Source organism: Acidovorax carolinensis, from assembly GCF_002157145.1.
Taxonomy (GTDB): Bacteria; Pseudomonadota; Gammaproteobacteria; order Burkholderiales; family Burkholderiaceae_C; genus Acidovorax; species Acidovorax carolinensis.
On sequence record NZ_CP021361.1, the window covers coordinates 2,186,599 to 2,209,803 of the forward strand.

General features: G+C 65.9%; 30 protein-coding genes and 1 pseudogene. 16 read left to right on the top strand and 15 right to left on the bottom strand.

Annotation, left to right across the window (positions count from 1 at the left end):
* Positions 1-149 precede the first annotated feature (149 nt).
* Together CBP34_RS10125 and CBP34_RS10130 are read left to right on the top strand one after the other, a co-directional pair.
* Complete coding sequence (locus CBP34_RS10125) at positions 150-740, top strand: chromate transporter (protein WP_094099130.1); 591 nt, start codon at positions 150-152, stop codon at positions 738-740.
* Positions 737-1,330, top strand: a complete 594-nt coding sequence (locus CBP34_RS10130; protein ID WP_094097956.1) for a chromate transporter — start codon at positions 737-739, stop codon at positions 1,328-1,330. Before CBP34_RS10125 ends, CBP34_RS10130 begins: the two co-directional genes overlap by 4 nt.
* A 22-nt stretch (positions 1,331-1,352) precedes the next feature.
* On the opposite strand, the gene CBP34_RS10135 is transcribed toward CBP34_RS10130, so the two are convergent.
* From CBP34_RS10135 to CBP34_RS10145, 3 genes are all read right to left on the bottom strand, one after another.
* A complete protein-coding gene (locus tag CBP34_RS10135; protein WP_236748398.1) occupies positions 1,353-2,513 on the bottom strand; it encodes an ABC transporter substrate-binding protein in 1,161 nt (386 codons plus the stop codon).
* 131 nt (positions 2,514-2,644) lie between these two features.
* A complete protein-coding gene (locus CBP34_RS10140) occupies positions 2,645-3,394 on the bottom strand; it encodes an SIR2 family NAD-dependent protein deacylase (RefSeq protein ID WP_086912485.1) in 750 nt (249 codons plus the stop codon).
* Positions 3,395-3,565: 171 nt separating this feature from the next.
* Complete coding sequence (locus CBP34_RS10145) at positions 3,566-4,168, bottom strand: TetR/AcrR family transcriptional regulator (RefSeq protein WP_236748573.1); 603 nt, start codon at positions 4,166-4,168, stop codon at positions 3,566-3,568.
* A 207-nt stretch (positions 4,169-4,375) separates the two neighbouring features.
* On the opposite strand from CBP34_RS10145, the gene CBP34_RS10150 reads away from it, so the two are divergent.
* The 7 genes and pseudogenes from CBP34_RS10150 to CBP34_RS10175 all read left to right on the top strand — a co-directional run bounded on the left by CBP34_RS10150 (position 4,376) and on the right by CBP34_RS10175 (position 7,782).
* Positions 4,376-4,738: a DUF1428 domain-containing protein gene (locus CBP34_RS10150; RefSeq protein WP_086912487.1), complete on the top strand. Its 363-nt coding sequence runs from the start codon at positions 4,376-4,378 to the stop codon at positions 4,736-4,738.
* 40 nt (positions 4,739-4,778) lie between these two features.
* On the top strand, positions 4,779-5,264 hold the full coding sequence (locus CBP34_RS10155) for a VOC family protein (protein ID WP_086912488.1): 486 nt from the start codon (positions 4,779-4,781) through the stop codon (positions 5,262-5,264).
* 37 nt (positions 5,265-5,301) lie between these two features.
* The gene (locus CBP34_RS10160; protein ID WP_086912489.1) at positions 5,302-5,739 is read left to right on the top strand and encodes a VOC family protein; all 438 of its coding nucleotides are present in this window, start codon (positions 5,302-5,304) and stop codon (positions 5,737-5,739) included.
* A gap of 13 nt (positions 5,740-5,752) precedes the next feature.
* A complete protein-coding gene (locus CBP34_RS10165) occupies positions 5,753-6,199 on the top strand; it encodes an SRPBCC family protein (protein ID WP_094099131.1) in 447 nt (148 codons plus the stop codon).
* A gap of 69 nt (positions 6,200-6,268) precedes the next feature.
* Positions 6,269-6,919, top strand: a pseudogene (locus CBP34_RS19660) (dihydrofolate reductase family protein); the annotation flags it as partial.
* Positions 6,920-6,955: 36 nt separating this feature from the next.
* The gene (locus CBP34_RS19665; RefSeq protein WP_167372748.1) at positions 6,956-7,366 is read left to right on the top strand and encodes an SRPBCC family protein; all 411 of its coding nucleotides are present in this window, start codon (positions 6,956-6,958) and stop codon (positions 7,364-7,366) included.
* 29 nt (positions 7,367-7,395) lie between these two features.
* Entirely contained in the window at positions 7,396-7,782 is a 387-nt protein-coding gene (locus CBP34_RS10175; RefSeq protein ID WP_086912491.1) for a VOC family protein, read from the top strand.
* Positions 7,783-7,801: 19 nt separating this feature from the next.
* Here the strand turns inward: CBP34_RS10175 and rlmB are convergent, their stop codons facing one another.
* Both rlmB and CBP34_RS19420 read right to left on the bottom strand, forming a co-directional pair.
* The gene (gene rlmB / locus CBP34_RS10180; protein ID WP_094097958.1) at positions 7,802-8,551 is read right to left on the bottom strand and encodes a 23S rRNA (guanosine(2251)-2'-O)-methyltransferase RlmB; all 750 of its coding nucleotides are present in this window, start codon (positions 8,549-8,551) and stop codon (positions 7,802-7,804) included.
* Positions 8,552-8,656: 105 nt separating this feature from the next.
* Complete coding sequence (locus CBP34_RS19420) at positions 8,657-8,845, bottom strand: hypothetical protein (RefSeq protein ID WP_157896729.1); 189 nt, start codon at positions 8,843-8,845, stop codon at positions 8,657-8,659.
* Between CBP34_RS19420 and sstT the strand changes: the two genes are divergently transcribed.
* Positions 8,844-10,067: a serine/threonine transporter SstT gene (gene sstT / locus CBP34_RS10185; protein WP_086927357.1), complete on the top strand. Its 1,224-nt coding sequence runs from the start codon at positions 8,844-8,846 to the stop codon at positions 10,065-10,067. The genes CBP34_RS19420 and sstT overlap by 2 nt on opposite strands.
* 27 nt (positions 10,068-10,094) lie before the next feature.
* Here sstT and CBP34_RS10190 read toward each other — a convergent pair whose 3' ends face one another.
* Positions 10,095-10,787: an ABC transporter ATP-binding protein gene (locus tag CBP34_RS10190; RefSeq protein WP_086927358.1), complete on the bottom strand. Its 693-nt coding sequence runs from the start codon at positions 10,785-10,787 to the stop codon at positions 10,095-10,097.
* A 15-nt stretch (positions 10,788-10,802) separates the two neighbouring features.
* On the opposite strand from CBP34_RS10190, the gene CBP34_RS10195 reads away from it, so the two are divergent.
* Positions 10,803-11,483 carry an arylesterase gene (locus CBP34_RS10195; RefSeq protein WP_236748399.1) on the top strand — a complete coding sequence of 227 codons (681 nt, stop codon included), beginning with the start codon at positions 10,803-10,805 and terminating at the stop codon, positions 11,481-11,483.
* 15 nt (positions 11,484-11,498) lie between these two features.
* Here CBP34_RS10195 and CBP34_RS10200 read toward each other — a convergent pair whose 3' ends face one another.
* From CBP34_RS10200 to CBP34_RS10215, 4 genes are all read right to left on the bottom strand, one after another.
* On the bottom strand, positions 11,499-11,687 hold the full coding sequence (locus CBP34_RS10200; RefSeq protein ID WP_094097960.1) for a hypothetical protein: 189 nt from the start codon (positions 11,685-11,687) through the stop codon (positions 11,499-11,501).
* A 55-nt stretch (positions 11,688-11,742) separates the two neighbouring features.
* On the bottom strand, positions 11,743-12,540 hold the full coding sequence (locus CBP34_RS10205; RefSeq protein WP_086912497.1) for a DUF2189 domain-containing protein: 798 nt from the start codon (positions 12,538-12,540) through the stop codon (positions 11,743-11,745).
* Positions 12,541-12,704: 164 nt separating this feature from the next.
* Complete coding sequence (locus tag CBP34_RS10210) at positions 12,705-13,943, bottom strand: PLP-dependent transferase (RefSeq protein ID WP_208616320.1); 1,239 nt, start codon at positions 13,941-13,943, stop codon at positions 12,705-12,707.
* 111 nt (positions 13,944-14,054) lie between these two features.
* Complete coding sequence (locus tag CBP34_RS10215) at positions 14,055-14,549, bottom strand: BON domain-containing protein (protein ID WP_094097961.1); 495 nt, start codon at positions 14,547-14,549, stop codon at positions 14,055-14,057.
* Positions 14,550-14,734: 185 nt separating this feature from the next.
* Here CBP34_RS10215 and CBP34_RS10220 point away from each other — a divergent pair, with 185 nt between their 5' ends.
* The 4 genes from CBP34_RS10220 (at position 14,735) to CBP34_RS10235 (ending at position 18,962) form a co-directional block, all read left to right on the top strand.
* Positions 14,735-16,459 (top strand): SulP family inorganic anion transporter, encoded by a 1,725-nt coding sequence (locus tag CBP34_RS10220; protein ID WP_094097962.1) that lies wholly within the window; start codon positions 14,735-14,737, stop codon positions 16,457-16,459.
* A 34-nt stretch (positions 16,460-16,493) separates the two neighbouring features.
* Entirely contained in the window at positions 16,494-17,258 is a 765-nt protein-coding gene (locus tag CBP34_RS10225; RefSeq protein ID WP_094097963.1) for a GGDEF domain-containing protein, read from the top strand.
* Between the two features lie 10 nt (positions 17,259-17,268).
* Complete coding sequence (locus CBP34_RS10230; protein ID WP_094097964.1) at positions 17,269-18,126, top strand: MinD/ParA family protein; 858 nt, start codon at positions 17,269-17,271, stop codon at positions 18,124-18,126.
* Between the two features lie 65 nt (positions 18,127-18,191).
* Positions 18,192-18,962, top strand: coding sequence for a sulfurtransferase (locus CBP34_RS10235; protein WP_094097965.1), 771 nt, complete (start codon positions 18,192-18,194; stop codon positions 18,960-18,962).
* Between the two features lie 66 nt (positions 18,963-19,028).
* On the opposite strand, the gene CBP34_RS10240 is transcribed toward CBP34_RS10235, so the two are convergent.
* The 5 genes from CBP34_RS10240 to CBP34_RS10260 form a co-directional block, all read right to left on the bottom strand.
* Entirely contained in the window at positions 19,029-19,916 is an 888-nt protein-coding gene (locus tag CBP34_RS10240) for a pirin family protein (protein ID WP_094097966.1), read from the bottom strand.
* Entirely contained in the window at positions 19,913-20,320 is a 408-nt protein-coding gene (locus CBP34_RS10245; RefSeq protein WP_086912505.1) for an OsmC family protein, read from the bottom strand. The genes CBP34_RS10240 and CBP34_RS10245 overlap by 4 nt, the downstream gene beginning before the upstream one ends.
* A 27-nt stretch (positions 20,321-20,347) precedes the next feature.
* Positions 20,348-20,902: a flavodoxin family protein gene (locus CBP34_RS10250; protein ID WP_094097967.1), complete on the bottom strand. Its 555-nt coding sequence runs from the start codon at positions 20,900-20,902 to the stop codon at positions 20,348-20,350.
* Positions 20,903-21,002: 100 nt separating this feature from the next.
* Positions 21,003-21,416: a DoxX family protein gene (locus CBP34_RS10255; RefSeq protein ID WP_086912507.1), complete on the bottom strand. Its 414-nt coding sequence runs from the start codon at positions 21,414-21,416 to the stop codon at positions 21,003-21,005.
* 42 nt (positions 21,417-21,458) lie between these two features.
* Entirely contained in the window at positions 21,459-22,160 is a 702-nt protein-coding gene (locus CBP34_RS10260) for a pirin family protein (RefSeq protein ID WP_094097968.1), read from the bottom strand.
* A gap of 105 nt (positions 22,161-22,265) precedes the next feature.
* Between CBP34_RS10260 and CBP34_RS10265 the strand changes: the two genes are divergently transcribed.
* Complete coding sequence (locus CBP34_RS10265; RefSeq protein ID WP_094097969.1) at positions 22,266-23,204, top strand: LysR family transcriptional regulator; 939 nt, start codon at positions 22,266-22,268, stop codon at positions 23,202-23,204.
* Position 23,205: the final 1 nt, after the last annotated feature.

Sequence of the window (23,205 nt, forward strand, 5' to 3'; positions counted from 1 at the left end):
GCGATGCCGGGGCCAGGGGGGCTGCCTGCCTGGCGGCTTACGATGGAGCGCCACGCCCCTGGCCTGCCCAAGCCTCCGGTAAACTCCTGTTTTCATAGCTGCCAGCGCTGATGATTATTGCGCCAAAGGCCTATTTCACCCTATTCATCATGTCCGCGCCCTCGCCCTCCCCTGATGCAACCGAAGCGCGGCCGCAGCCGCGCAACCCGGCCGACCTGTTCTGGTCGTTCACCTGGCTGGCGCTGCAGGGCTTTGGCGGCGTGCTGGCGGTGGTGCAGCGCGAGCTGGTGGAAAAAAAGCGCTGGATGACGAACGAGGAGTTCGTCGAAGACTGGGCCGTGGCCCAGATCATGCCGGGGCCCAACGTGGTCAATCTCTCGGTGATGATCGGCGACCGCCATTTCGGTCTGCGCGGCGCCATCGCGGCGCTGGCGGGCATGCTCACCTTTCCGCTGCTGGTGGTGCTGGCGCTGGCGCTGGTGTATGCGCAATTTGCCAGCCACCCGGCCGTGGCGGGCGCATTGCGCGGCATGGGCGCCGTGGCCGCCGGGCTGATTGCGGGCACGGGCTTCAAGCTGGCGGCGGCGCTGCGCAATCACCCGCTGGGCCCCTGGCTGTGCACCGCGCTGGTCGCCCTCACCTTTGCCGGCATGGCCCTGCTGCGCTGGCCGCTGGCCTGGGTGCTGCCCGTGCTGGGCGGCGTGGCCTGCGTCCTGACCTGGAGAAGGATTGCGCCATGACCCACGCCATTGCGCTGCAGCCGCTGGACTGGCTGAACCTCTTTCTCTACTTCATCTCGATCTCGCTGCTGGCCGTGGGCGGCGCCATTGCCACCGCGCCCGACATGCACCGCTTTCTGGTGGAGCGCCAGGGCTGGCTGACCGATTTCCAGTTCAATGCCTCCATTGCCATCGCGCAGGCGGCGCCGGGGCCCAATGTGCTGTTCATTGCGTTGCTGGGCTGGAACGTGGGCATCAACACCGGCGGCGCCGGTCCGGCAGCCTGGGCCAGCGGCGCTTTGGGCATGGCGCTCAGCATGGTCGGCATCATGCTGCCCAGCACCACGCTGACCTGGCTGGCCACGCGCTGGGGTCACCGCAACCGCGAACGGCGCAGCGTGCGCGCCTTCAAGCAGGGCATGGCGCCGGTGGTGATCGGGCTGCTTTTGGCCACCGCCTGGCTGCTGAGCGGTGCCCATGGCAACCCGGCCACCGACTGGCCGCTGTGGCTGCTCACGCTGGTGTGCACGCTGCTGGTGTGGCGCACCCGGCTGCACCTGCTGTGGCTGCTGGGCGCCGGGGCGCTGCTGGGGGCGCTGGGGCTGGTGTAGCGGCGGGCGCAAGCCGCTCAGCTCAGGCGCCGACCGTTTTCTGCATAGATGGCCAGATAGATCGAATCCGAACCCACATACGGGCCCTTGCTGCCAAAGCCGATATGGAAATCGCCCACCGACAGCGAGTGGATGCCGGCCAGCCCGCGCGCAGGCGCTCACGCGTGAGGTCCTTGCCCGCTTTGCGCAGGCCTTCGATCATGACCTGGGCATTGAGCCAGCCTTCCAGGCTGCTGCCGCTGGTCAGATAGGTGGGGTTGGCGCCCACGGCCTTCATCGTGGCCTGAAATCTGCGCACCACCACTGACTTTTGCGAGGTGGCATCGGGAAACACCTGCGCCAGCGCCAGCCCGCGGGTGGCGGCGGCCAGCTTGGGCAGTTCGGAAGGGATCACCGACACCGACAGCCCCGCCAACGGCACCCCTTGCGCTCTGGCACGAAACGCCAGCACGAAGGCCGTGTTGGCCTTGCCAGTGGTCGCCAGCAGCACGGCCCCGGGGCGCTCGGCCGCCACCCTGTCGGCCAGCGCGGCAGCGTTGTTGCCGTCCACCGCCAGGGCGAACTGCCCGGCGCGCTCGACCTTGGCGCTGTCCAGAGCCTGTGCCATGTCCCTGAGCACTTCTTTTCCAAAGGGGTTGTCCAGATACACCACGGCAATGCGCTTGAGGCCCATCTGCACCACCTGCTTGACCAGGCGAATGCTTTCGTCGCGGTAGCTTGGGCGCACAAAGAACACATGGCGTTGCTCGGCGCTGCGCAGCGAAGGCGCTCCGGTGACGGGCCCCACGGTGGGAATGCCCTTGCTTTCTATCAGCGGCAGGATGGCCGCCGTGTTGGCCGTGCCAAGCGGCGAGATGAGGGCAAAGACGGTTTGCGCCTCGACCATCTCGGTGATGTTCTGCAGGGTGCGACTGGCCACATAGCCATCGTCCTTGGCGTCCATGCGGATCTCGCGGCCATGCACGCCGCCCGCGTGGTTCAGTTCGGCAAACGCCGCTTTCATGCCGGCCACATGTTCAATGCCTGCCTGGCCCAGCGGGCCGGAAAGCGCAATCGAGCAGCCCAGGTTCACGTAACGGGCCGTCATCCACTCTTCGGATGCCCGTGCAACCGGGGCCCATGCGGGCAGCCCCGCAGTGGCACAGGCCCGCGTGGCGCGCAGCAGAAATTGACGACGACTCATGGTGTAACTACGCCCGAAACAGTGGAACAGCGGCGCAGGCTAAAGACGCCCCCGGCAACGCACGGTCCATTGTGCGACAAGGTTGCAGCAACACGACGGCCGAGGCAACGATGCGCGCATTTTGAGAAGGCTCAAGGAGGCGCCAGCAAGGCGGGCAACACGCTGGCGGCCGTGCCACACAGCAGCGCATGGGCCACATCGTCGAGCGCGCTTGCGGCCGGGTTGATGATGGCCACGCGCGCACCGGCCTCGCGCGCCAGCCTGGCCAGCCCCGCCGCCGGGTACACGGCGCCCGCCGTGCCTACCACCAGCATCAGGTCGCAGGCGCGGGCGGCCTTTTGGGCGGCCTCCAGCGTGTCATACGGGAGTGCCTCGCCAAACCACACCACGCCCGGCCGCACCATATTGCCGCAGCGGTCGCAGTACGGCGGGTGGTCGGCCACGGCGTGGTCGATGTGGCAGCAGTTGCGCGGGGTGTCGAGCCAGCGCTCGGCAAATATGTCGCCATGCAGGCACAGCACGCCGGTGCTGCCCGCGCGCTGGTGCAGGCCATCGACGTTCTGGGTGATCAGTGTGAGGCGCCCGGGTTGCTGCTGCTGAAACTGCGCCAGCGCCACATGGGCCGCATTGGGCTGCACGCCGGCCAGCAGATCGCGCCGGTGCTGGTACCAGTCCCACACGCGCCGGGGGTGGGCGCGAAAGCCTTCCTCGGTCGCCATGTCTTCGGGGCGGAACTGCGCCCAGTAGCCGGTTTGCGCCCCGCGAAAAGTGGGCACACCCGACTCGGCGCTGACGCCCGCACCGGTAAGCACGGCAATGTGGCCTGCGCCCTGCAGCCATTGCCGCACCTCGCCAGCATCTGCAGGAAAAACGTTGTTCATGCGCGCAGATTATCAAGCCGGCGCGGGCCGCGACGAGGGACTCCAGTCGCGTCGGAGGGTGGCATGCCCGGGCCCACCCCTAACCCATTCTTCCACCCACCGCCGGCCGTGGCTGACGGCTGCAACGCTGCTGCGCAGCCGGATGTTTTTTCTGTCGTTGCCTGGACGCGCTCAGCCCGCCAGCCCCTGCTCCACCATTGCCACGGTGCGCTGGGCCATGGCTTCGGCCTGCGCGGCGCTCAGCGAGCGCAGCGGGCCGTCGAGCGCCAGCATGGCCAGGCCGTGCACGGCCGACCAGGCCAGGAACTCGGCGCCCGGGCGCTGTGCCGCGCCAAGTGCGCCGGCAGCCACCATGTCGTCGAGGGTGCCGCACAGGATCTCGAACGGGTCGCGCCCGCTGTCGCCACGAAAGTCGTCGCGGCTTTCGTTGGCCACGTCAAAGGGCTGGGCCACGAACGCGGTGCGGAACAGCCCCGACTCGGCCAGCGCGAAGCGCACGTAGCCCGTGCCGACGGCCTTGAAAGCGGCGCGCGCCCGCGCCACCGGGGCGCTCAGGTGGCGCGTGGCGCTGTCAATCTCGGCCTCCATGGCGCGCGCCATCAAGCCCAGTGCGGCGCCGCGGACGGCGTCGAGCAGGGCCGCGTGGCCGGCGAAGTGGCGGTAGGCGGCGTTGGGCACCACGCCGGCGCGGCGTGTGGCCTCTCGCAATACCAGCGCCGACGGCCCACCCTCACGCACCAGCGCGATGCCTGCATCGAGCAGCGCGCGGCGCAGGTCGCCATGGCGGTAGGTGGGCCGCCGCGCGGTCTGGCCTGCGGACGCGGCAGGGGTGGAGGGAGTGTGAGGAACGGAAAGCGAAGCGCTCAAGACGGCATCCCTGTTCTGCGAAGGGTTAAATGTGGACGCTGTCCATTTTACGGAGGAATAAAGTGGACGTCGTACACATATTGCTCCATTGATCGTTTAATACAGGAGACTTGCATGGATTCCAACAGCTATATCGACGGCTTCCTCTGCGCCGTGCCGACTGCGCGGCGCGACGAATACCGCCAGCACGCCAGTGAAGCGGCGCGCATCTTCCGCAAGCACGGCGCGCTGGCGCTCATCGAGTGCTGGGGCGACGATGTGCCCGAGGGCAAGCTGACCTCGATGCCGATGGCCGTCAAATGCCAGCCCGACGAAACCGTCGTCTTCGCGTGGGCCGTGTGGCCGTCCAAAGCGGTGCGCGACGACGGCATGCAGGCGATCGACAACGACCCCGACACACACCGGCAAATGCAGCAGATGCCGTTCGACGGCAAGCGCGTGATCTACGGCGGCTTCACGCTGCTGGTCGACGGCTGAGACAGCCCGCCACATCCGCACGGTTGCACGGAGACCCACCATGACACCACCCAAGAACACCATCTGCCTCTGGTACGACAACGACGCTGAAGAAGCAGCGCGGTTCTACGCCAGCACGTTTCCCGATTCGGCCGTCGGCGCCATCCACCGCGCGCCCGGCGACTATCCCGCAGGCAAGGCGGGTGATGTGCTGGTCGTCGAGTTCACGGTGCTGGGCTTGCCCTGCATGGGACTCAACGGTGGGCCTGGGGTCAAGCACAGCGAGGCGTTCTCGTTCCAGGTCGCCACCGCCGATCAGGCCGAGACTGACCGCTACTGGAACGCCATCGTCGGACACGGCGGCCAGGAAGTCGAATGCGGCTGGTGCAGGGACAAATGGGGCATCTCGTGGCAGATCACGCCCATCGCGCTGACGCAGGCCTTCACTGGCGCCGACCGGGCAGCCGCCAAGCGCGCCTTCGACGCCATGATGACCATGAAGAAGATCGACATCGCTGCCATCGAGGCTGCGGTGGCGGGCCGCTGACCTGCCGTACCCCACCCCTGTTCAAACCGGAGGCACCATGCAATTCACCCCCTACCTCAACTTCGACGGCAACTGCCGCGAGGCCTTTGCCTTCTACAAGGATCTGTTCAAGGGCACCGTGGTGCACCAGAGCACCTTCGGCGAGATCCCGCCAGACCCGCAGAATCCGCCGATCCCGCCCGATGCGAAAGACCGCCTGATGCATGTGCACCTGCAGGTCGGCGAGCAGGCGCTGATGGGCTCTGACACGCTACCCGGCGCCGGCGACGCATGCGCTGGCGGCTATGCCAAACCGCAAGGCCTGTGGGTGTCGATCCAGGCGGACGATGTCGCCGAAGGCCGGCGGGTTTTTGACGCCCTGGCGCAAGGCGGCCAGGTGACCATGCCGTTCGACAAGACCTTCTGGTCGGCCGGGTTCGGCATGGTGACCGACCGCTTCGGCACGCCGTGGATGATCAACGTGGGTGCCGCCTGAGGGAAAGCCGATCATGCCCACTGGAACCGTCCGCCTGCACCGCGTGCTGCGCACCACACCCGACAAGGTATACCGCGCCTTCACCCACGGCGCGGCCTTGGCCAAATGGCTGCCGCCCTACGGCTTCGTCTGCCACGTCCATCAGTTCGATGGCCAGGTCGGCGGCAGCTTCAAGATGTCGTTCGAGAACTTCTCGAGCGGCCACAGCCATTCGTTCGGCGGCGAATACTTGCAGATGGTGCCAGGCGAACTGGCGGAGTACACCGACCGCTTCGACGACCCCCATCTGTCCGGCCAGATGCAGGTGACCGTGAAGCTGCGCGCCGTTTCGTGCGGCACCGAGGTCCACATTGAGCAAGCCGGAATCCCCGAGGTGATTTCGGTCGAGATGTGCTACCTGGGCTGGCAGGAATCGCTGCAGCAGCTGGCCGCGCTGGTCGAGCCGGACATTCCGGGCTGATGGTTGCCGCACACCAGACCGAGGCTGCATGCCCGACACAAATCAGGCGCCTAAACCGAGGACAAGACGATGACAAGTGTTCGCGTGGAAAGCTTCACCATCTCGCTCGACGGATATGGAGCGGGTCCGGACCAAAGCCTTGATGATCCGCTCGGCATCGGTGGGACGGAACTGCAGCAGTGGCTACTGCCGACCCGCACGCTCCAGCGCACGCTGTTCGGCCAGAACGGCGGCACCACGGGGGTTGACGATGATTTCGCCGCGCGCGGCTTTCAGAACGTCGGCGCCTGGATTCTGGGGCGCAACATGTTCGCCCCCTTCCGCGGCGACTGGCAGGCCAAGTCCTGGAAAGGCTGGTGGGGAGACGATCCGCCGTACCACGTCCCGGTCTTCATCCTGACCCACCATGCCCGGCCGCCGATCGAGATGGAAGGCGGCACAAGCTTCCACTTCGTTACTGGCGGCATCCATGAAACGCTCGACCGTGCACGCGATGCCGCTGGCGGCAAGGACGTGCGGATCGGCGGCGGGACCAACACCATCCGGCAGTACCTGCGTGAAGGCCTTGTCGACGAACTGCACATCGCCATCGCGCCGGTCCTGCTCGGCCGGGGAGAGCCGCTGTTCCAGGGGCTCGACCTGCGGGCGCTGGGCTACGAAAGCGTTGAGTTCGTAGCGTCGGCCAAAGCCACGCATGTCGTCCTGCGGCGCCACGCTCACCCGGCGCCCGAGCAGGCGTCGCCGAAAGGCATGGCAATGAAGATCACCATCGAAACCAGTGTCCACGCACCCATCGACCGCGTATGGGCCGCCTGGAATGACCCGAACGCCATCGAGCAGTGGAACGCCGCCTCACCCGACTGGCACACACCGCGCGCCAGCGTCGATCTGCGCGAAGGTGGCAAGTTCTGCACACGAATGGAGGCGCGGGACGGCAGCGTCGGCTTCGACTTCGAGGGCACGTACACCCGTATCGCTCCGCAGCGCCTGATCGAATACACCCTGAGCGACGGGCGCAAGGTGCGTGTCGAGTTCGCTCCAGTGGCAAATGGCATCACGGTGCGTGAGACCTTCGACGCCGAGGACAGCCACAGCGCCGAACAGCAGCGCCAGGGCTGGCAGGCCATCCTGGACAACTTCGCACGGTACGTCGAGCGCCGCGCGTGATTCACCCTCAGCAACGCAAGGAGTAACCCATGAAACCCAATCCCGTCGTCTGGTTCGAGATCCATGTGCAGGACATAGCCCGCGCGCGCAAGTTCTACGAAGCGGTGTTCCAGTGCCAGCTGGAGACGCTGAAATCACCCGCGGGTGAAGCCAACGGCATGCAGATGCTGTCCTTCCCTGGCGACATGACCACCACGGGCGCCAGCGGCGCGCTGGTCGAGATGGAGGGCGTGCCCTCTGGTGGCGGCGGCACGCTGGTCTACTTTGCCTGCGAGGATTGCGCTGTCGAACAAGGCCGCGTCGACAAGGCCGGCGGCAAAGTGTTCAAGCCCAAGTTTTCGATCGGCGAATACGGCCACTGCGCCCTCGTGACCGACACCGAGGGCAACATGATCGGCCTACATTCGATGAAATGACGCAGGCCGTGCGGGCTTTCTAGCCGCCCCGCTGCCGCAGCGCTTCATACAGGCACACGCCGCTGGCCACGGAAACGTTGAGGCTCTCCACCGCGCCCTTCATGGGGATGCTGACGAGCTCGTCGCAAGTCTTGCGCGTGAGCTGGCGCATGCCGTCGCCTTCGGCACCCAGCACCAGGGCCACGGGGCCTTTCAGGTCCACCTGGTAAATGGTCTTGGGCGCATCGTCGCTGGTGCCGATGCACCAGATGTTGCGCTCCTTGAGTTCGTTCAGGGTGCGAGAGAGGTTGGTGACCATGAAGTACGGCATGGTCTCGGCCGCGCCGCTGGCCACCTTGGCCACGGTGGCGTTGATGCCCACGGCATGGTCTTTGGGGGCGATGACCGCATGGGCACCGGCGCCATCGGCCACGCGCAGGCAGGCGCCCAGGTTGTGCGGGTCGGTCACGCCGTCGAGCACCAGCAGCAGGGGCTGCTCGATGCCGGCGGCTTCGAGGTTTTCGAGCAGCTCATCGAGCGAGGTGACCTGCGCCACGGGCTCTACCCGCGCGGCCACGCCCTGATGGCCGTGGCTGCCGGCCAGCTTGGCGATGCGCACGCTGTCAGCCTCGATCAGGCGGGCACCGGCCTCGCGGGCGCGGTCGAGAAACTGGCGCATGCGCGCATCGCGCCGCGTGGCTTCGTAGTAAATCTCGATAATGGATTTCGGCGCGGTCTTCAGACGCACGCCCACGGCGTGAAAGCCGAAGAGAACTTTGGGGCTGGACATGGGGAGATTATCCGGGCATTGCCCGATCCCACGGAATGGTGCCCATGTGGCCAGCGGGCGCATCAGCGCCCCGGGGTAGAAAGCCCCTGCGAAAAGGGCTTGCCCTCAAGCGCCTAAAATCGCGCACTTCCATTTCTCGATCTGCCAGACGGCGCGGCTTTGTTGCGCCGTTGTTGGCGTGCCAGTGTGGCTTTGCGGGCCTGGCTTTTGCCAGCCCATTCGATGGAGGCCAGCAGCAGTTTTGGGCATTTTTTGCCGCCCCCTTTGGCCTGTTTTACCTTTTTTCAACACCATGATTCTTAACCCGCTTCGCTGGATACAGCGCACAAGCCTGGTCACGCAGATCGTGATTGCCATGTTTGCCGGCATCGCGCTGGCCGTGTTCTTTCCGGCCGCCACACCCAAGGTGGCCATTTTGGGAACGCTGTTCATTTCTGCCCTCAAGGCCGTGGCGCCCGTGCTGGTGTTCATTTTGGTGATTGCCGCCATCAGCAACCACAAGCCCGGCGAAGCCACCCACATGCGCCCGGTGCTCTTTTTGTACCTGGTGGGCACGCTGGCGGCGTCTGTCGTGGGCGTCACGGCCAGCCTGTGGTTTCCGTCCACCCTGGTGCTGCAAGCGCCGGCGAATGCGGCCAATGGCCCGACGAACATTCAGGATGTGCTGCTGACGCTTCTGATGAACGTGGTGGACAACCCCGTGCGCGCCCTGATGAATGCCAACTACATCGGCATCCTGGCCTGGGCGCTGGGCTTTGGCATGGCCATGCGCCACGCCAGTGCGGGCACGCGCCATGTCATGCACGATCTGTCGGCCGGCATCACCGTCATCATCCAGGTGGTGATCCGCTTTGCGCCGCTGGGCATTTTCGGCCTGGTGGCCGGCACATTTGCCGAAGCTGGCGCGCAGGCGCTGTGGGGCTATGCGCACCTGCTGGCCGTGTTGCTCGGCTGCATGGTGTTTGTGGCGCTGGTGGTCAATCCGCTGATCGTGTTTCTGGCGCTGCGCACCAACCCCTATCCACTGGTGTTCACCTGCCTGCGGGAAAGCGGCGTGACGGCGTTCTTCACGCGCAGCTCGGCGGCCAATATCCCCATCAACCTGGCGCTGGCCAAACGCCTGAACCTGAACGAAGACACCTACAGCATCGCCATTCCGCTGGGCGCAACCATCAACATGGCCGGCGCGGCCATCACCATCAGCGTGCTCTCGCTGGCGGCAGCGCACACCCTGGGCATTGCAGTGGACATGCCGACCGCCTTGCTGCTGTGCGTGGTGGCGGCCGTATGCGCGTGCGGCGCCTCGGGCGTGGCCGGGGGCTCGCTGCTGCTGATTCCACTGGCGTGCAGCCTGTTTGGCATCAGCAACGATGTGGCCATGCAGGTGGTGGCCATCGGTTTCATCATCGGCATCCTGCAGGATTCGGCCGAGACGGCACTCAATTCATCCACCGATGTGCTGTTCACGGCCGTGGCCTGCCGCTGGGCAGAGCCCGGGCGCCGTTTGGCGCGCTGAACACGATTTCGCTCAACGCCGGAGCGGTCAGGAGCTGACCCTGCCGGCCTCGATGCTGATGACGCGCTCGCAGCGCTGGGCAATGCCCCGATCGTGCGTGACCAGTACCAGCGTGGTGCCCTGCTCGCGGTTGAGGTCAAACATCAGCTGCATGATGGTTTCGCCGGTGGCGAAGTCGAGGCTGCCGGTGGGCTCGTCGGCCAGCAGCACGGCGGGCTGCATCACAAAAGCGCGCGCCAGCGCCACGCGCTGCTGCTCGCCGCCACTGAGCACCTTGGGGTAATGCCGCAGACGCTGGCCCAGCCCCACATGCTTGAGCATCTCGGTGGCGGCCTTGCGGGCATCGCTGCGGTCGGCCAGTTCAAGGGGCAGCATGACGTTTTCGAGCGCCGTGAGGTTGCCCATCAACTGAAAGCTCTGGAACACGAAGCCCACCTTTTGCGCACGCAGCGCGGCGCGGCCGTCTTCGTTCAGCGCAAACAGATCCTGCCCATCGAGCCGCACGGTGCCGCGCGTGGGCGTATCGAGGCCTGCAATGATCGACAGCAAGGTGCTTTTGCCCGAGCCAGACGCGCCCACAATGGCCACGGTTTCCCCTGGCGCCAGGCGGAAATCGATATCACGCAGAATGTCCAGCGTGCCGGTGGAATCTGTCACCGACTTGAAAACATGCTCCACCGCAATAATGGGCGTGGCTGGCGCAGGGGTAGGTTCGGACATGAAAGGTTTCTTATTTTGATTTGCGATGTGCATCGACGCCACTTTATCCTGACCGCCGCTGCCGGTGCGCTGGTGGGGCTTTGCGCCCCGACGGCCATGGCCCAGCAGGCCGGCAAGGCACAGGCAGCCACAACGCGGCCACAGGTCATCCTGGTGCTGGGCGACTCGCTCAGCGCCGAATATGGACTGGCGCGCGGAACCGGCTGGGTGGCCTTGCTGGAAAAGCGCCTGGCGCAGGAAAAGATCGCGGCCACCGTGGTGAATGCCAGCGTGAGCGGAGAAACCACATCGGGAGGGCGTTCGCGCCTGGCGGCGCTGCTGGTGCAACACCGGCCCAACCAGGTGGTGATCGAACTGGGTGGTAATGACGCGCTGCGCGGTCTGCCGCTGAAAAATACCGAAGAAAACCTGTCGTGGATGGTGCAGACGGCACAGAAATCGGGTGCCAAGGTGCTGCTGGTGGGAATGCAGGTTCCCCCCAATTACGGCACCGACTATGCCAACCGCTTTGCGGCCACCTTTTCGGCGGTAGCCAAGGCCCATAAGGCAGGCGTGGTGCCGTTTTTCCTCAAGGGTGTGGCCGATGGGCCTGACCCGACCCGCCTGTTCCAGCCGGACCGCATCCACCCGCGCGCCGAGGCGCATCCGCAGATGCTGGCCAATGTGTGGCCGGAACTCCAGAAGCTCTTGCGCTAAGAGCCCTGGTCACAATCAACCGCCGGAAGATTCCGAGGGCTCGGCCGGTGCGGGCGACGCAAACGCGGCAGGACCATCGGCGGGCTGATCATCTTGCGGCTCGTCAGGCCTGCGGTGGGTTTTGGCTTTGAGCTTCTCTTCCTTTTTTTTCTTTTTGGCGAGTTCGCGCTGGCGCTTTTCGTATCCGTAGTTGGGTGTTGCCAAGGTATTTGCTTCCTAAAGTAGTGGCCCACTGTAACAGCTTGCCCTCTGGGCACGCTCAAACTGGCAAGCGCTGCGCAGGGGATACCGCAGCGCGGTAGGCGTGCCAGCTGGCATGGCCGAGCACCGGGCCAGCCAGCAGCAGGCCTGCGCCCCAGAACCACAGCGATGCCCCCACGATGAGGGTGATCAACAGGCCCCACAGCAGCATGACGGCGGTGTTCTCCAGCACCACCCGCATGCTGGTGATGCCGGCCGTGAGCGCATCGGTGTCGCGGTCCAGGATCATGGGAATGGAGACCACCGAAGTGGAGAAAACCAGCGCCGCAAAAGCGCCCCCCACTGCCAGGTAAACACCGACAAAGCCCCAGTTCTGCGGGTTGAAGATGGCCGCCATCACCCCTGTGGTCGAGGGCATCCCGGTGTTGAAGAACACGGCAAACACCACCAGTGACGCCCTGCCCCACAGCAACTCCAGCACCACCAGCACGAGCACCAGCATGCCCATGCTGCCCATGTGCGTGTCCCAGCAGGTGATGGATTGCCCCAGATCGGGCGCCTGACCCGCCTCACGGCGCCGGCTGGTGTCATACAGGCCCATCGCCAGAAACGGCCCCACCAGCAGGCAGCCGCTGGCCAGCGACATGGTGTATTCGGGCCGGGTGCGAAACACCCAACCCAGCACCAGTGCCATGCCCCAGAAACAGGCGCCATAAAACAGTGCAATGCCCGGTGCGGCCACCACATCCTGCATGCCCTTGCGCAGCCAGCGAAAGGGATCGGCAAAACGCAGGGAGTTCAGCGTGATCGCGGCGGCGGTGGCGGTCGGCAGTTGGGTGACAGGAGGTGCGGACATAAAGGCAAGGGCATAAGTGGGCAAAAAAGGTGGTCGAGGCGGGCATGTGCAACGCCCCTTGCCACCAAGCCACACCCTAAGCCACCTGCCTGTTGCGCGCCACTGAGGAAACTACCACCCCCGCCGTGGCTGACGCCGTGACGCCGCGCCCTCAGATCGCCCACTCAGATCGCGCCAAAAGCCCTGCCCATGGCCTGCTGCAAATCCCGGCGAAGGTCTTCCACCTCTTCCAGCCCCACGGAAAAGCGCACCAGCGTGCCCGGCTGCAGGTGCGGCGCAGGCCGGCTGCGCATGGACGCGAGCTGGTAGGGAACCACCAGGCTCATGGGGCCGCCCCAGCTGTAGCCGAGCTTGAACAGGCGCAAGCCATCACAGAACGCATCGACCTGCTGCTGGCTGTAACGCGCGTCGATCATCACGCTGAAGAGGCCGGCCGCAGCGCCATCCCCGCCGTTTGCAGCACCGCACAGGGCCTGCCAGTGGGCGTGGCCCGGGGCGCCCGGCAGTGCCGGGTGCAGCACCTGCGCCACGGCGGGCTGCTCCTGCATCCACAGGGCCAGCCTGCGTGCCGCCACGTCGTGCGCGCGATACCGCAAGCCGATGCTGGGCAAGGCGCGCAGCACGGCTTCGGCATCGTTGGCGGCAATGCCCAGGCCCAGCCGCATGTGTGTGAGCTTGACTTTCATGTGCAGGGCCAGGTCGCGCGTGATGACACTGCCCATCAGCACATCGCCGCCGCCACTGGGGTACTTGGTGAGTGCATGGATCGAAATGTCCACCGCCAGGCTGCCGCTGCCGTCTCCGGCGAGATCAAACGCTGCAAACGCCAGACCGGCGCCCCAGGTGTTGTCGAGCGCCGAGGTCACCCCCCGGGCACGGCAGATGCGCACCTGTTCACACAGGTCGGGGAACTCCATGGTGACCGACCCTGGGGCCTCCAGCCACACCAGTCGCGTTGCCGGTGAGATGCGCGCGGCCAGATCGGCTGGGTCCAGCGGGTCATACAGCACATGGCGTATACCAAAGCGGGCCAGCTCACCGTTGGCAAGATCTTTGTTGGGGCCATAGGCGTTGTCGGGAATCAGCACCTCATCGCCGGGCTGGAGCAGGGCCAGCGCCACATTGGCGATCGCCGCCAGGCCACTGGGAACCAGCACGCATTGCAGCCCGCCCTCCAGCGCACACAGGCGCTCTTCCAGAATGAAGGTGGTGGGTGTGCCGTGCAGCCCGTAGGTGTAGCCGCTCTTGTCTTTCCATTCGCGCGAACGCATCGCGGCGACATTGGGAAAAATGACCGTGGAGGCCTTGAACACGCCAGGCTGCGGCGCAACAAAACCATCGGGAGGGGTGTAGGGGTGGTGGACGATACGGGTTGCAGGCCCGAAAGTGGTGTCTTCAGTCATGCATGGCATGGTAGCGCGCCACATGGCAAGCGCCCATGCCGCCGCCGGCTCCACCGAGCCGTCCAACCAAGAGGCTCCTCCGCCCTCACAGAAAAAGGAGGAGCCCGAGGGTCAGCCTGCGACCTTGAGGTTATTGCTCACCGACATCACGCCCTTCACACCTTTGGCAATGGTTTCAGCGCGTTCGCGGGCGCTGGCGTTGGGCGCGGGGCCACTGAGCGTCACGGCACCAGCACGGGTGTCCACATCGATCTTGAACGCGCTCAGGTCGGGGTCCTTGGCCAAGCCAGCCGACACCTGCGCCGTGATGGTGGCGTCGTCCACCGCGCCCATGGCGGCAGTGCCCATTTCCTGGGCGCCCGACTGCACCTTGGCTGCGCCTTCTTCGACCTTGGTTTCCGCGTTCTTGAGGGCTTCCTCTGCCTTCACCTTGGCATCTGCCGCGGCCTGTTCGGTTTGTTGCACCGCGGAATCGAGCTTCTGACCGACGGTGGGTTGGGGCTGTTCCTGCTTGTTGCAGGCCGTCAGACCGAACGCCAAGGCAGTGACCCCCAGAATGGTCCAGATGCGTTGCGAGGCAGCAGGCGAAAAATGACCGATATTCATGTGTTGGCTCCTTCCAGATAAAGATGGTGTGAATGTCGGCTGTCACGTTGGCCGCCGGGGTCGGACGGCGCCGAATGGGCTGTAGGACAACATCGCCACCCGGCCCAATCCCTCTCGGTGCATGAATGCCGTGCACGACGAGCCATAGAGCCGATACGCCTTGCGCAAAGGCGACAATCGAAGCGATGTCACTGCACACCTTGTCCCGCTGGTTTCCGTTTCTGGCCTGGCCGCGCCCTGACCGTGCCTTGCTCAAGGGGGAGTTCTGGGCCGGAATGACGGTTGGCCTGATGCTGGTGCCGCAGGGCGTGGCCTACGCCGCGCTGGCGGGCATGCCGCTGGTGACCGGCATCTACGCATCGCTGGTGCCAGCGCTGGTGGCGGTGCTGTTCAGTGCCTCCACGCGCCTGGGCGTGGGCCCCACGGCCCTCACCAGCCTGCTGATTGGCGCATCGCTGTCGGGACTGGCCGAGCCCGGCAGCGCGCAGTGGGTGGCCATGGCGGCCTGGATGGCCATGCTGTCGGGCCTGGTGCAGCTGGTGATGGGCCTCGCACGATTTGGCTGGCTGCTCAATCTGGTGACCTCGCCAGTACTCAGCGGCTTCACCCAGGCGGCGGCGCTGCTGATCCTTTCGTCCCAGCTGGGGGCGCTGGCCGGGCTGCGCTCCGATATGGGTGCCTTGTGGACGACGCCCTCGCTGGGCCATTTCGACCTGACCGCGGCGGCCTTCGGGCTGGGCAGCCTGGTGTTACTGATGCTGGCGCGCCGCCTGCGGCCGGGCTTTCCGGCCGCCATCGTGGTGCTGGGTGTGGCGGGGGTCATCAGCTGGGCCGTGGGCTATGCCGAGGCGGACGGCGCGGTGGTGGGCGCCTTGCCTGCCGGCCTGCCCAGCCTTTACTGGCCTGGCGCCCTGCCCTGGCCCAGCTTTGCAGCACTGGTGATGCCGGTGCTGGTGGTCACGCTGGTGAGCTTTCTCGAAACCGCTTCCAGCGCCAAGGTGGACAGCCAGCGCTCGGGAGAACGCTGGAACGAAAACCAGGACCTGATCGGCCAGGGGCTGGCCAAAATCAGCAGCGGCCTGTGCGGCAGCTTTGCCACCAGCGCATCGTTCTCGCGCTCGGCCATCAACCTGTATGCCGGCGCCCGCAGCGGCTGGGCCACCGTGTTTGCCATCGGCCTGGTGCTGGTGGTGCTGCTGTGGCTGACGCCGGCGCTCTACCATGTGCCGCAGTCGGTGCTGGCCGCCGTGGTGGTGACGGCCGTCACCAGCCTGATCAAACCAGATAGCTTCGTGCGGCTGTGGCGCATTTCCCGCGTCGAGGCGGTCATCTCCGGCATCACCTTTGGCCTGACGCTGGCCACGGCCCCCCGCATGTACTGGGGCGTGCTGGTGGGCCTGCTGATGAACCTGAGCCATTTCCTCTACCAGCGCCTGCACCCACGCATCATCGAGGTGGGCATGCACCCCGACGGCACCCTGCGCGACCGGCACCTCTGGCAGTTGCCGGCACTGGCGCCCCATGTGCTGGCCCTGCGCATGGATGCCGAACTTGATTTTGCTTCCGCCAGCGCGCTGGAACGCCGGGTAATGGACCACTTGAGCGCACACCCCGATGTGGTGCATGTCTGCCTGCTGGCCCAGCCCATCAACCGCATCGACGTGACCGGTGTGGAAACCTTCGCCCAGCTGGTGGCCACCCTGCGCGCCCGCGCAGGCACGCTGCACCTGAGCGGGCTCAAGCTGCCCGTGGAACAGGTGCTGCGCCGCGCCGGGGTGCTGGAACCCGGCGCGGGGCTGGCCATGTACCGCACCGATGCCGAGGCTTTGCGGGCGCTGCAGCAACTGCCTGTCACGGCAGAAAACGCCCATGGCGCGGCCTCTGGCGGCCAAAAAGAGCGGGTCGGCTGATACACTCGCAGGCTCTTTCTGGCTCTCCCATTCCGTGTCTGATTCGGCCTCCCACCTCGTAGACCTGCGCGACCTGCGCCTGGACACTGCGCACGCTCTGGTAGCCCAGGCCAGCGGGAGCGAGGCCGCCCTGCGCCGCGAGCAGCCGTCGCGTTACCTGCAAAACCTGATCGACGGGCTGTGCGAGCTGTCGCTGAAAGACCCCCTCACCGGGCTGGCAAATCGCCGCCATTTTCGGGCGGTGCTGGAGCGCGAGATCGACCGGGTGACGCGCTCGGGCGAGGCCGCATTGCTGCTGATGCTGGACATCGACCATTTCAAGCAGATCAACGACACCCACGGGCATCTGGCCGGCGACGTGGTGCTGCAGTCGGTGGCGCGCACGCTGAGCGCCTGCGTGCGCCCCATGGACACGCTGGCACGTTACGGTGGCGAAGAATTTGCCGTGGTGCTGCCCGCCTGCCAGGCAGGCTTTGGCAAGGTGGTGGCCGAGCGCATTCGCCGTGCGGTGGCCAACACGCCGGTGCGCATTTCGCCCTCGGTCGAGGTCAACGTCACGCTCAGCATTGGTGGCGCCTTCGCCATGCAATGGATTCGCTCCACCACCCTGCTCTGGACAGACCGGGCAGACCAGCAGTTGTACAACGCAAAATCCATGGGCCGCAATCGTGTGAGCATCGAGGAGCAACCCGACAGCACGGTCAGTGCCGAAGAAAAAAGCCTGTTGTTCGGCCCGCTCTACACACCGTCGGGCTGGGGCGATCTGCCCCCGCTGGACCCTGCAGGCAGCGTCAACTGAAAGTAACGAGATGAGCGACGCGCTGTCCCCCCCCTTCAACAACCCGGCCGCCACCCCCGTGCCGCCCGCAACGCCATTTGCAGCGGCAGGCGCCGGTGCGCGCATCATTGCCGTCACCAGCGGTAAAGGCGGTGTGGGCAAGACTTTTGTCTCTGCCAATCTGGCCGCCGCCCTGACCCGACGAGGCCAGCGTGTGCTGGTGCTCGATGCCGACCTGGGTCTGGCCAACCTCGACGTGGTGCTCAACCTGCACCCCAAGGTCACGCTGCACGACGTGTTCACCGGCAAGTCGCCCCTGCAGGACGCCATCATCCAGGCGCCCGGCGGCTTCTCGGTGCTGCTGGCGGGCTCGGGCATGGTCGAGTACTCGCGCCTGACCCCCGAGGTGCGCAACCAGTTCCTCAACGTGATCCAGGAGATCACGCCCAACTACGATGTGGTGCTGCTGGATACCGGCGCCGGCATCTCCGATGTGGTGCTGTTTTCCGTCTCGCTGGCATCCGAAGTGCTGATCGTGGCCACGCCCGAGCCCACCTCGCTCACCGATGCCTACGCAGCCATCAAGGTGCTGGCCATGCAGCAAAAACGCCAGCATGTGCGCATGGTCATCAACCAGGCCGCCAGGCCGGGCGATGGCCGCGCCATCACCAGCCAGTTGCAGCAGGTGCTGGACCGCTTTGTCAGCACCGAGTCGGGCCGCTCCATGCGCCTGATTCACATGGGCGACATACCGGCCGACCCCGCAGTGCGCGATGCCGTCATGCGCCGCCAGCTGCTGCTGCTGCAAACGCCGGGCTGCGCCGCGTCACTGGCCATTGCCCAGCTGGCCAACAAGATCGAGTCCACGCTGCTGGTGCCCACCGCCTGAAAGCAGCGGCACCGGCGCAGCGCTGTCCTGCCTGCTGGCCGGCGCGTCGTCCTGAGAGATCCGCCGTGAACAACCATGTCCTGAACATCTCCTGCTACAAATTCGTGCCATTGCCCGATGCAGAGGCATTGCGCAAGCTGCTGCACGAGCGGGCCACCGCCGCCGCGCTCAAAGGCACCATCTTGCTGGCCCACGAAGGCATCAACATGTTCCTGGCGGGCCCGGCCGCGGCGGTGCACGGCTTTGTCGATGCCCTGCGCACCGACCCGCGCTTTACCGACCTGGCTCCCAAGGAGAGCTGGTCAGACACCGTGCCGTTTCGCAAGATGCTGGTCAAGGTCAAGCGCGAGATCATCCGCATGGACCACCCCGCCATCCAGCCCGCTTCAGGCCGGGCACCCGCCGTCACGCCCGCCACCCTGCACCGCTGGCTAACCCAAGGCCATGACGACGCAGGCCGCCCCGTGGTGACGCTGGACACGCGCAATGCCTTCGAGGTGGATGAAGGCACGTTCGACAACGCCATCGACTGGCGCATCGACAAGTTCACCGAGTTCCCCCCGGCCCTGCAGGCACACAAGGCCGAGCTGGCGGACAAGACGGTGGTGAGCTTTTGCACGGGCGGCATCCGCTGCGAAAAAGCCGCCATCCTGATGCGCGAGGAAGGCCTCACGCATGTCTACCAGCTCGAAGGTGGCATCCTGAAATATTTCGAGGAAACGGATGGCGCGCATTACCACGGCGGTTGCTTCGTGTTTGACGAGCGCCGCACGCTGGCCGCCGACCTGTCAGCCGGCAGCCTGCGCAACGCCCCTGATGACGCTATTGATAAGTGAGCTACTAGCGCTTGCTACACAAGCGCTAGAGGCATATTTACCTGGAAACCTGCGTTCAGCCTCGCATCACGGTTTGAACCGGTGCGCGGGCAAGGGAATCCGCTCGGAGTCTCCGGGCACCTGGCCCATCTGATCGGCCTCCCAGTCATGGGCGGCCTGCACGATGCGCTCCTTGCTGCTGGAGACAAAGTTCCACCACATGTGGCGGGGCGCATCCAGCGGCGCACCGCCAATCACCATCAGCCGCGCGCCCGTGGCGCCCGCCTGCAGGCGGGCCGGCGCGGCGGGCGGCAACACGGCCATGGTGTGCCCGGCCAGCGGCTGGCCATCGAGCTGCACGGCGGCATCCACCGCGTACACCGCCATTTCCTGCGCCAGGGCGGGCAACTCCAGCACGCCGCCCGCTGGCAACTGCACATCCAGGTACAGCGTGGGCGACATCGTGGCCACCGGCGAGGTCACGCCAAACGCCGAGCCGATCAGCACCCGCACCGCGGCGTCACCGACCACCAACTGCCCGATGGCGCTGGCCGGTGTGTGCGTGAACGAGGGCGGGCAGTCTTCCTGCCCCAGCGGCAGTGCGGCCCACAGCTGGATGCCGTGGTTGACATAACTTTGGCTGGCCAGCGTGGGCGGGCGTCGCTCGGAATGCACGATGCCGCTCCCGGCGGTCATCCAGTTGATGGCGCCGGGCTCGATCTGCTGCACGCTCCCGAGGCTGTCGCGGTGCAGGATGGCGCCCGAAAACAGGTAGGTGACCGTGGCCAGACCGATGTGCGGATGCGGCCGCACGTCGTATTCGTTGGCTGGCTGCACGGTGACGGGGCCGAAATGGTCAAAAAACAGGAACGGCCCCACCGATCTCTGCTGCAGGGCAGGCAGCAGCCGGCGCACCGTGAAGCCGCCACCCAGGTCCTTGAAATGGCCGGTGAGCAGCAGCGGGGCGTTGCTCATGCCATGCGCTCCACGGTGGTGGTGATTTCGGTGGTGACGGCCGTCATGAGCTTGTGCACCGGGCATTTGTGGGCCACGGCCTGCAGTTCCTGCAGCTGCTCATCGCTGAGCTCGCCGCTGATCTGCATGCGGGCCGCGAGGCGGTAGGTGCCGGCGCGCTCATCCGATGCATCGCGCTCGATCACCGTGCGCACGTCGCTCACCGGGATGCCCTTGCGGCGCGCATACCAGAGCACGGTGAGGGCCTTGCACGAGCCCAGCGCCGCGTCGTACAGGTCGTGCGGATTGGGGCCGGTGTCGTCCCCGCCCTCTGCGGCTGTGCCATCCACCACGAGCGTATGGCTGCGGATGGTCAGCGTCTGCGCCATGGGGGCGGATGTGATGCGATTGAGTTCAATAGCCATCGGAAACTCCAAAGTGGGTTCGATCCATCATGCGCCCAGGCGTGCCGCAACCGCTGCCACGCGCTGGCCCAAGAGCCGGCCGGTTTCCAGGTCACCCGCAAACATCTCGGCTGCAGAGGCATCGGAGGGCGACTGCGCCATGGCACCGCTGAACGCGCCCAGCCAGTTCACATCGCTGCGCGTGGCCGCCTTCGCATTGGAAGGCAGCGTGCCCGCGCCCACCCACAGCCCGCCGTGCTGCATGGCCAGGTGGAACAGATAGTCCAGCGTGATCTGCTTGTCGCCATTGGGGCTGGCGCTGTTGGTGAAACCCGCAAAGAGCTTGTCTTTCCAGGCCTGATTGAACCAGGGCTTGGACGAGGCATCCGCAAACTTCTTGAACTGCCAGCTGGGGCCCGCCATGTAAGTGGGCGAACCCAGGATGATGGCCTTGGCGGCCAGCAGGGTATCCCAGCCGCCTTCGGGCAGGTTGCCGTCGGCATCAATCGCGATCAGCTGGGCGTCGGCACCATCGGCCACGGCCTGGGCCAGGCGCTGGGTGTGGCCGTAGCCAGAGTGATAAACCACTGCAATCAAAGACATGAAGGGGGCTTTCTGCGCAAGGGGTAGACAAAAACCAAATACAAAAATCCACTCGCCGCCCTCCATGACGGCAGGGCGGCGAGTGCAAACGCGCAGGGTCTCAGCGGGCGGCGCGCTGGCCGTCAACGCTCCAGGCGCCAGCGCCAAAGGCCGTCAGCGCCAGCAAGCCACCGACCACTGCGATGTTCTTGAAGAACAGCAGCTGCTGAACCATTTGCGCATCGGCCGGCACCGACCAGTAGGCGTGAAAGAAGAAGCTGGCCACCAGCGTGAAGAAGGCCAGCACCAGCGCGGCAAAGCGCGTGCCAAAACCGACGATCAGCGCCAGGCTGCCCACTATTTCGACCACAGCGGCAACGGCCGCCGCAACGGTGGGCATGGGCAAACCCACCGAAGAGATATAGCCCACCGTGCCAGCAAAGCCGGTGAGCTTGGCAATGCCTGCGGGAAGAAACAGCGCGGCGAACAGCAGGCGCGATGCGAGGGCCAGTGGGTTTTGCAAAGAGGAAAGCATGGTGAACTCCTAAAAAATAAACGACAGGGAAACAAAAAAATCTCAAGCGGCCAAATCAAACACCAGCACCTCGGCGTCCTGGCCATCGGCCAGTGCCAATGATGACTCGTTTTCAAGCAACGCGGCGTCACCAGCGGCCAGTGGCTGGCCATTGACACGCACCGCACCGCGCACCAGGTGCACATAGGTCTTGCGCGCCGGGTTCAGGGTCTGGGTGACGGCCTCCTGGCCATCGAACAGGCCGGCATACAGCGCGGCATCGGCATGCACCGTGACCGAGCCCTGCGCCCCATCGGGAGACGCCACCAGCCGCAGCGCACCGCGTTTTTCGGCGGCGGTGAAGGTCTTTTGCTCGTAGCTGGGCGCAATGCCCTGCTGGTCGGGCAGGATCCATATCTGCAGGAAATGCGTGGTCTGGCCTGCCGCGTGGTTGAACTCGCTGTGCGTCACACCGGTGCCTGCACTCATGCGCTGGACATCGCCGGGTGGAATGCCCTTCACGTTGCCCATGCTGTCCTTGTGGGCCAACTCGCCCGACAGCACATAGCTGATGATTTCCATGTCGCGGTGGCTGTGGGTGCCAAAGCCGGTGCCGGGCGCGATGCGGTCCTCATTGATGACACGCAGGTTGCCAAATCCCATATGGCGCGGATCGTAGTAACCCGCAAACGAAAAGCTGTGGAAAGAATTGAGCCAGCCATGGTCGGCGTGGCCCCGGTCTTGCGATTTACGAACAGTCAGCATGTTGATTGCTCCTTTCAAGACTCCACTGTATTGGGCGGGGCGCTATCGCAGGGCCTGCAGGATTGTCGGAATCGTTCAAAATATCTGAACTAACCTGCGCGCACCATGCACCACCCCTACGACGTTCTCACCCCGGACAGCCTCGCCATGCTACAGGTGATCTCGGAAACCGGCAGCTTTGCGGCGGCGGCCCGGCAACTGGGCCTGGTGCCCAGCGCGCTGACCTACCGGGTTCGCCAGATCGAAGATGCGCTGGACGTGCTGCTGTTTGACCGCACGGCCCGCCAGGCGCGCCCCACCGAAGCCGGCGCCGAGCTGCTGCGCGAAGGCGCACGGCTGCTGCGCGAGATCGACGCCGTGGCCAACCGCGTGCGCCGCGTGGCCACGGGCTGGGAACCCCAGCTCACGATTGCCGTCGATGGCGTGGTCTCGCCCCACACCATGCTGGAGCTGGTCGAAGCGTTTTACGCCATGGCCCCGCCCACCCACCTGAAGCTGCGCGACGGCATCCTGACCGGCACCCTGGAGGCGCTGACCTCGGGACACGCCGACCTGGCCATCGGTGTCTCGGTCGAGGGCTCGAACGTGGCCGGACTGCAGCAGAGCCTGCTCGGCGAGATGCTGTTCATCTATGTGGTGGCGCCCCACCACCCGCTGGCATCGGTGCCGGAACCCCTCACCGACGCCACCTTGCTGCAGCACCGCGCGGTGGCCGTGGCCGACTCCGCGCAACGCGGCGGCGCCACCATGGGCCTGCTGGGCGGGCAGGACGTGCTGACGGTGGACACCATGCAGGCCAAGGTGCAGGCGCAATTGCGCGGCCTGGGCGGAGGCTTTCTGCCCGAGCCCATGGTGCGCCCCTACCTGGAAGCCGGCCATTTGGTGGCACGCCGCGTGGCCCGCCCCGAGCGCAACATGCGCATGCACTATGCATGGGGTGGCCCCGGCTTCACGGCGGCGGGGCGCGCCCTGCAATGGTGGCTGAACCAGCTGCAAAGCCCGGCCACGCGCCGCGCCCTGCTGGAAAACCACCATCATTTCTGAT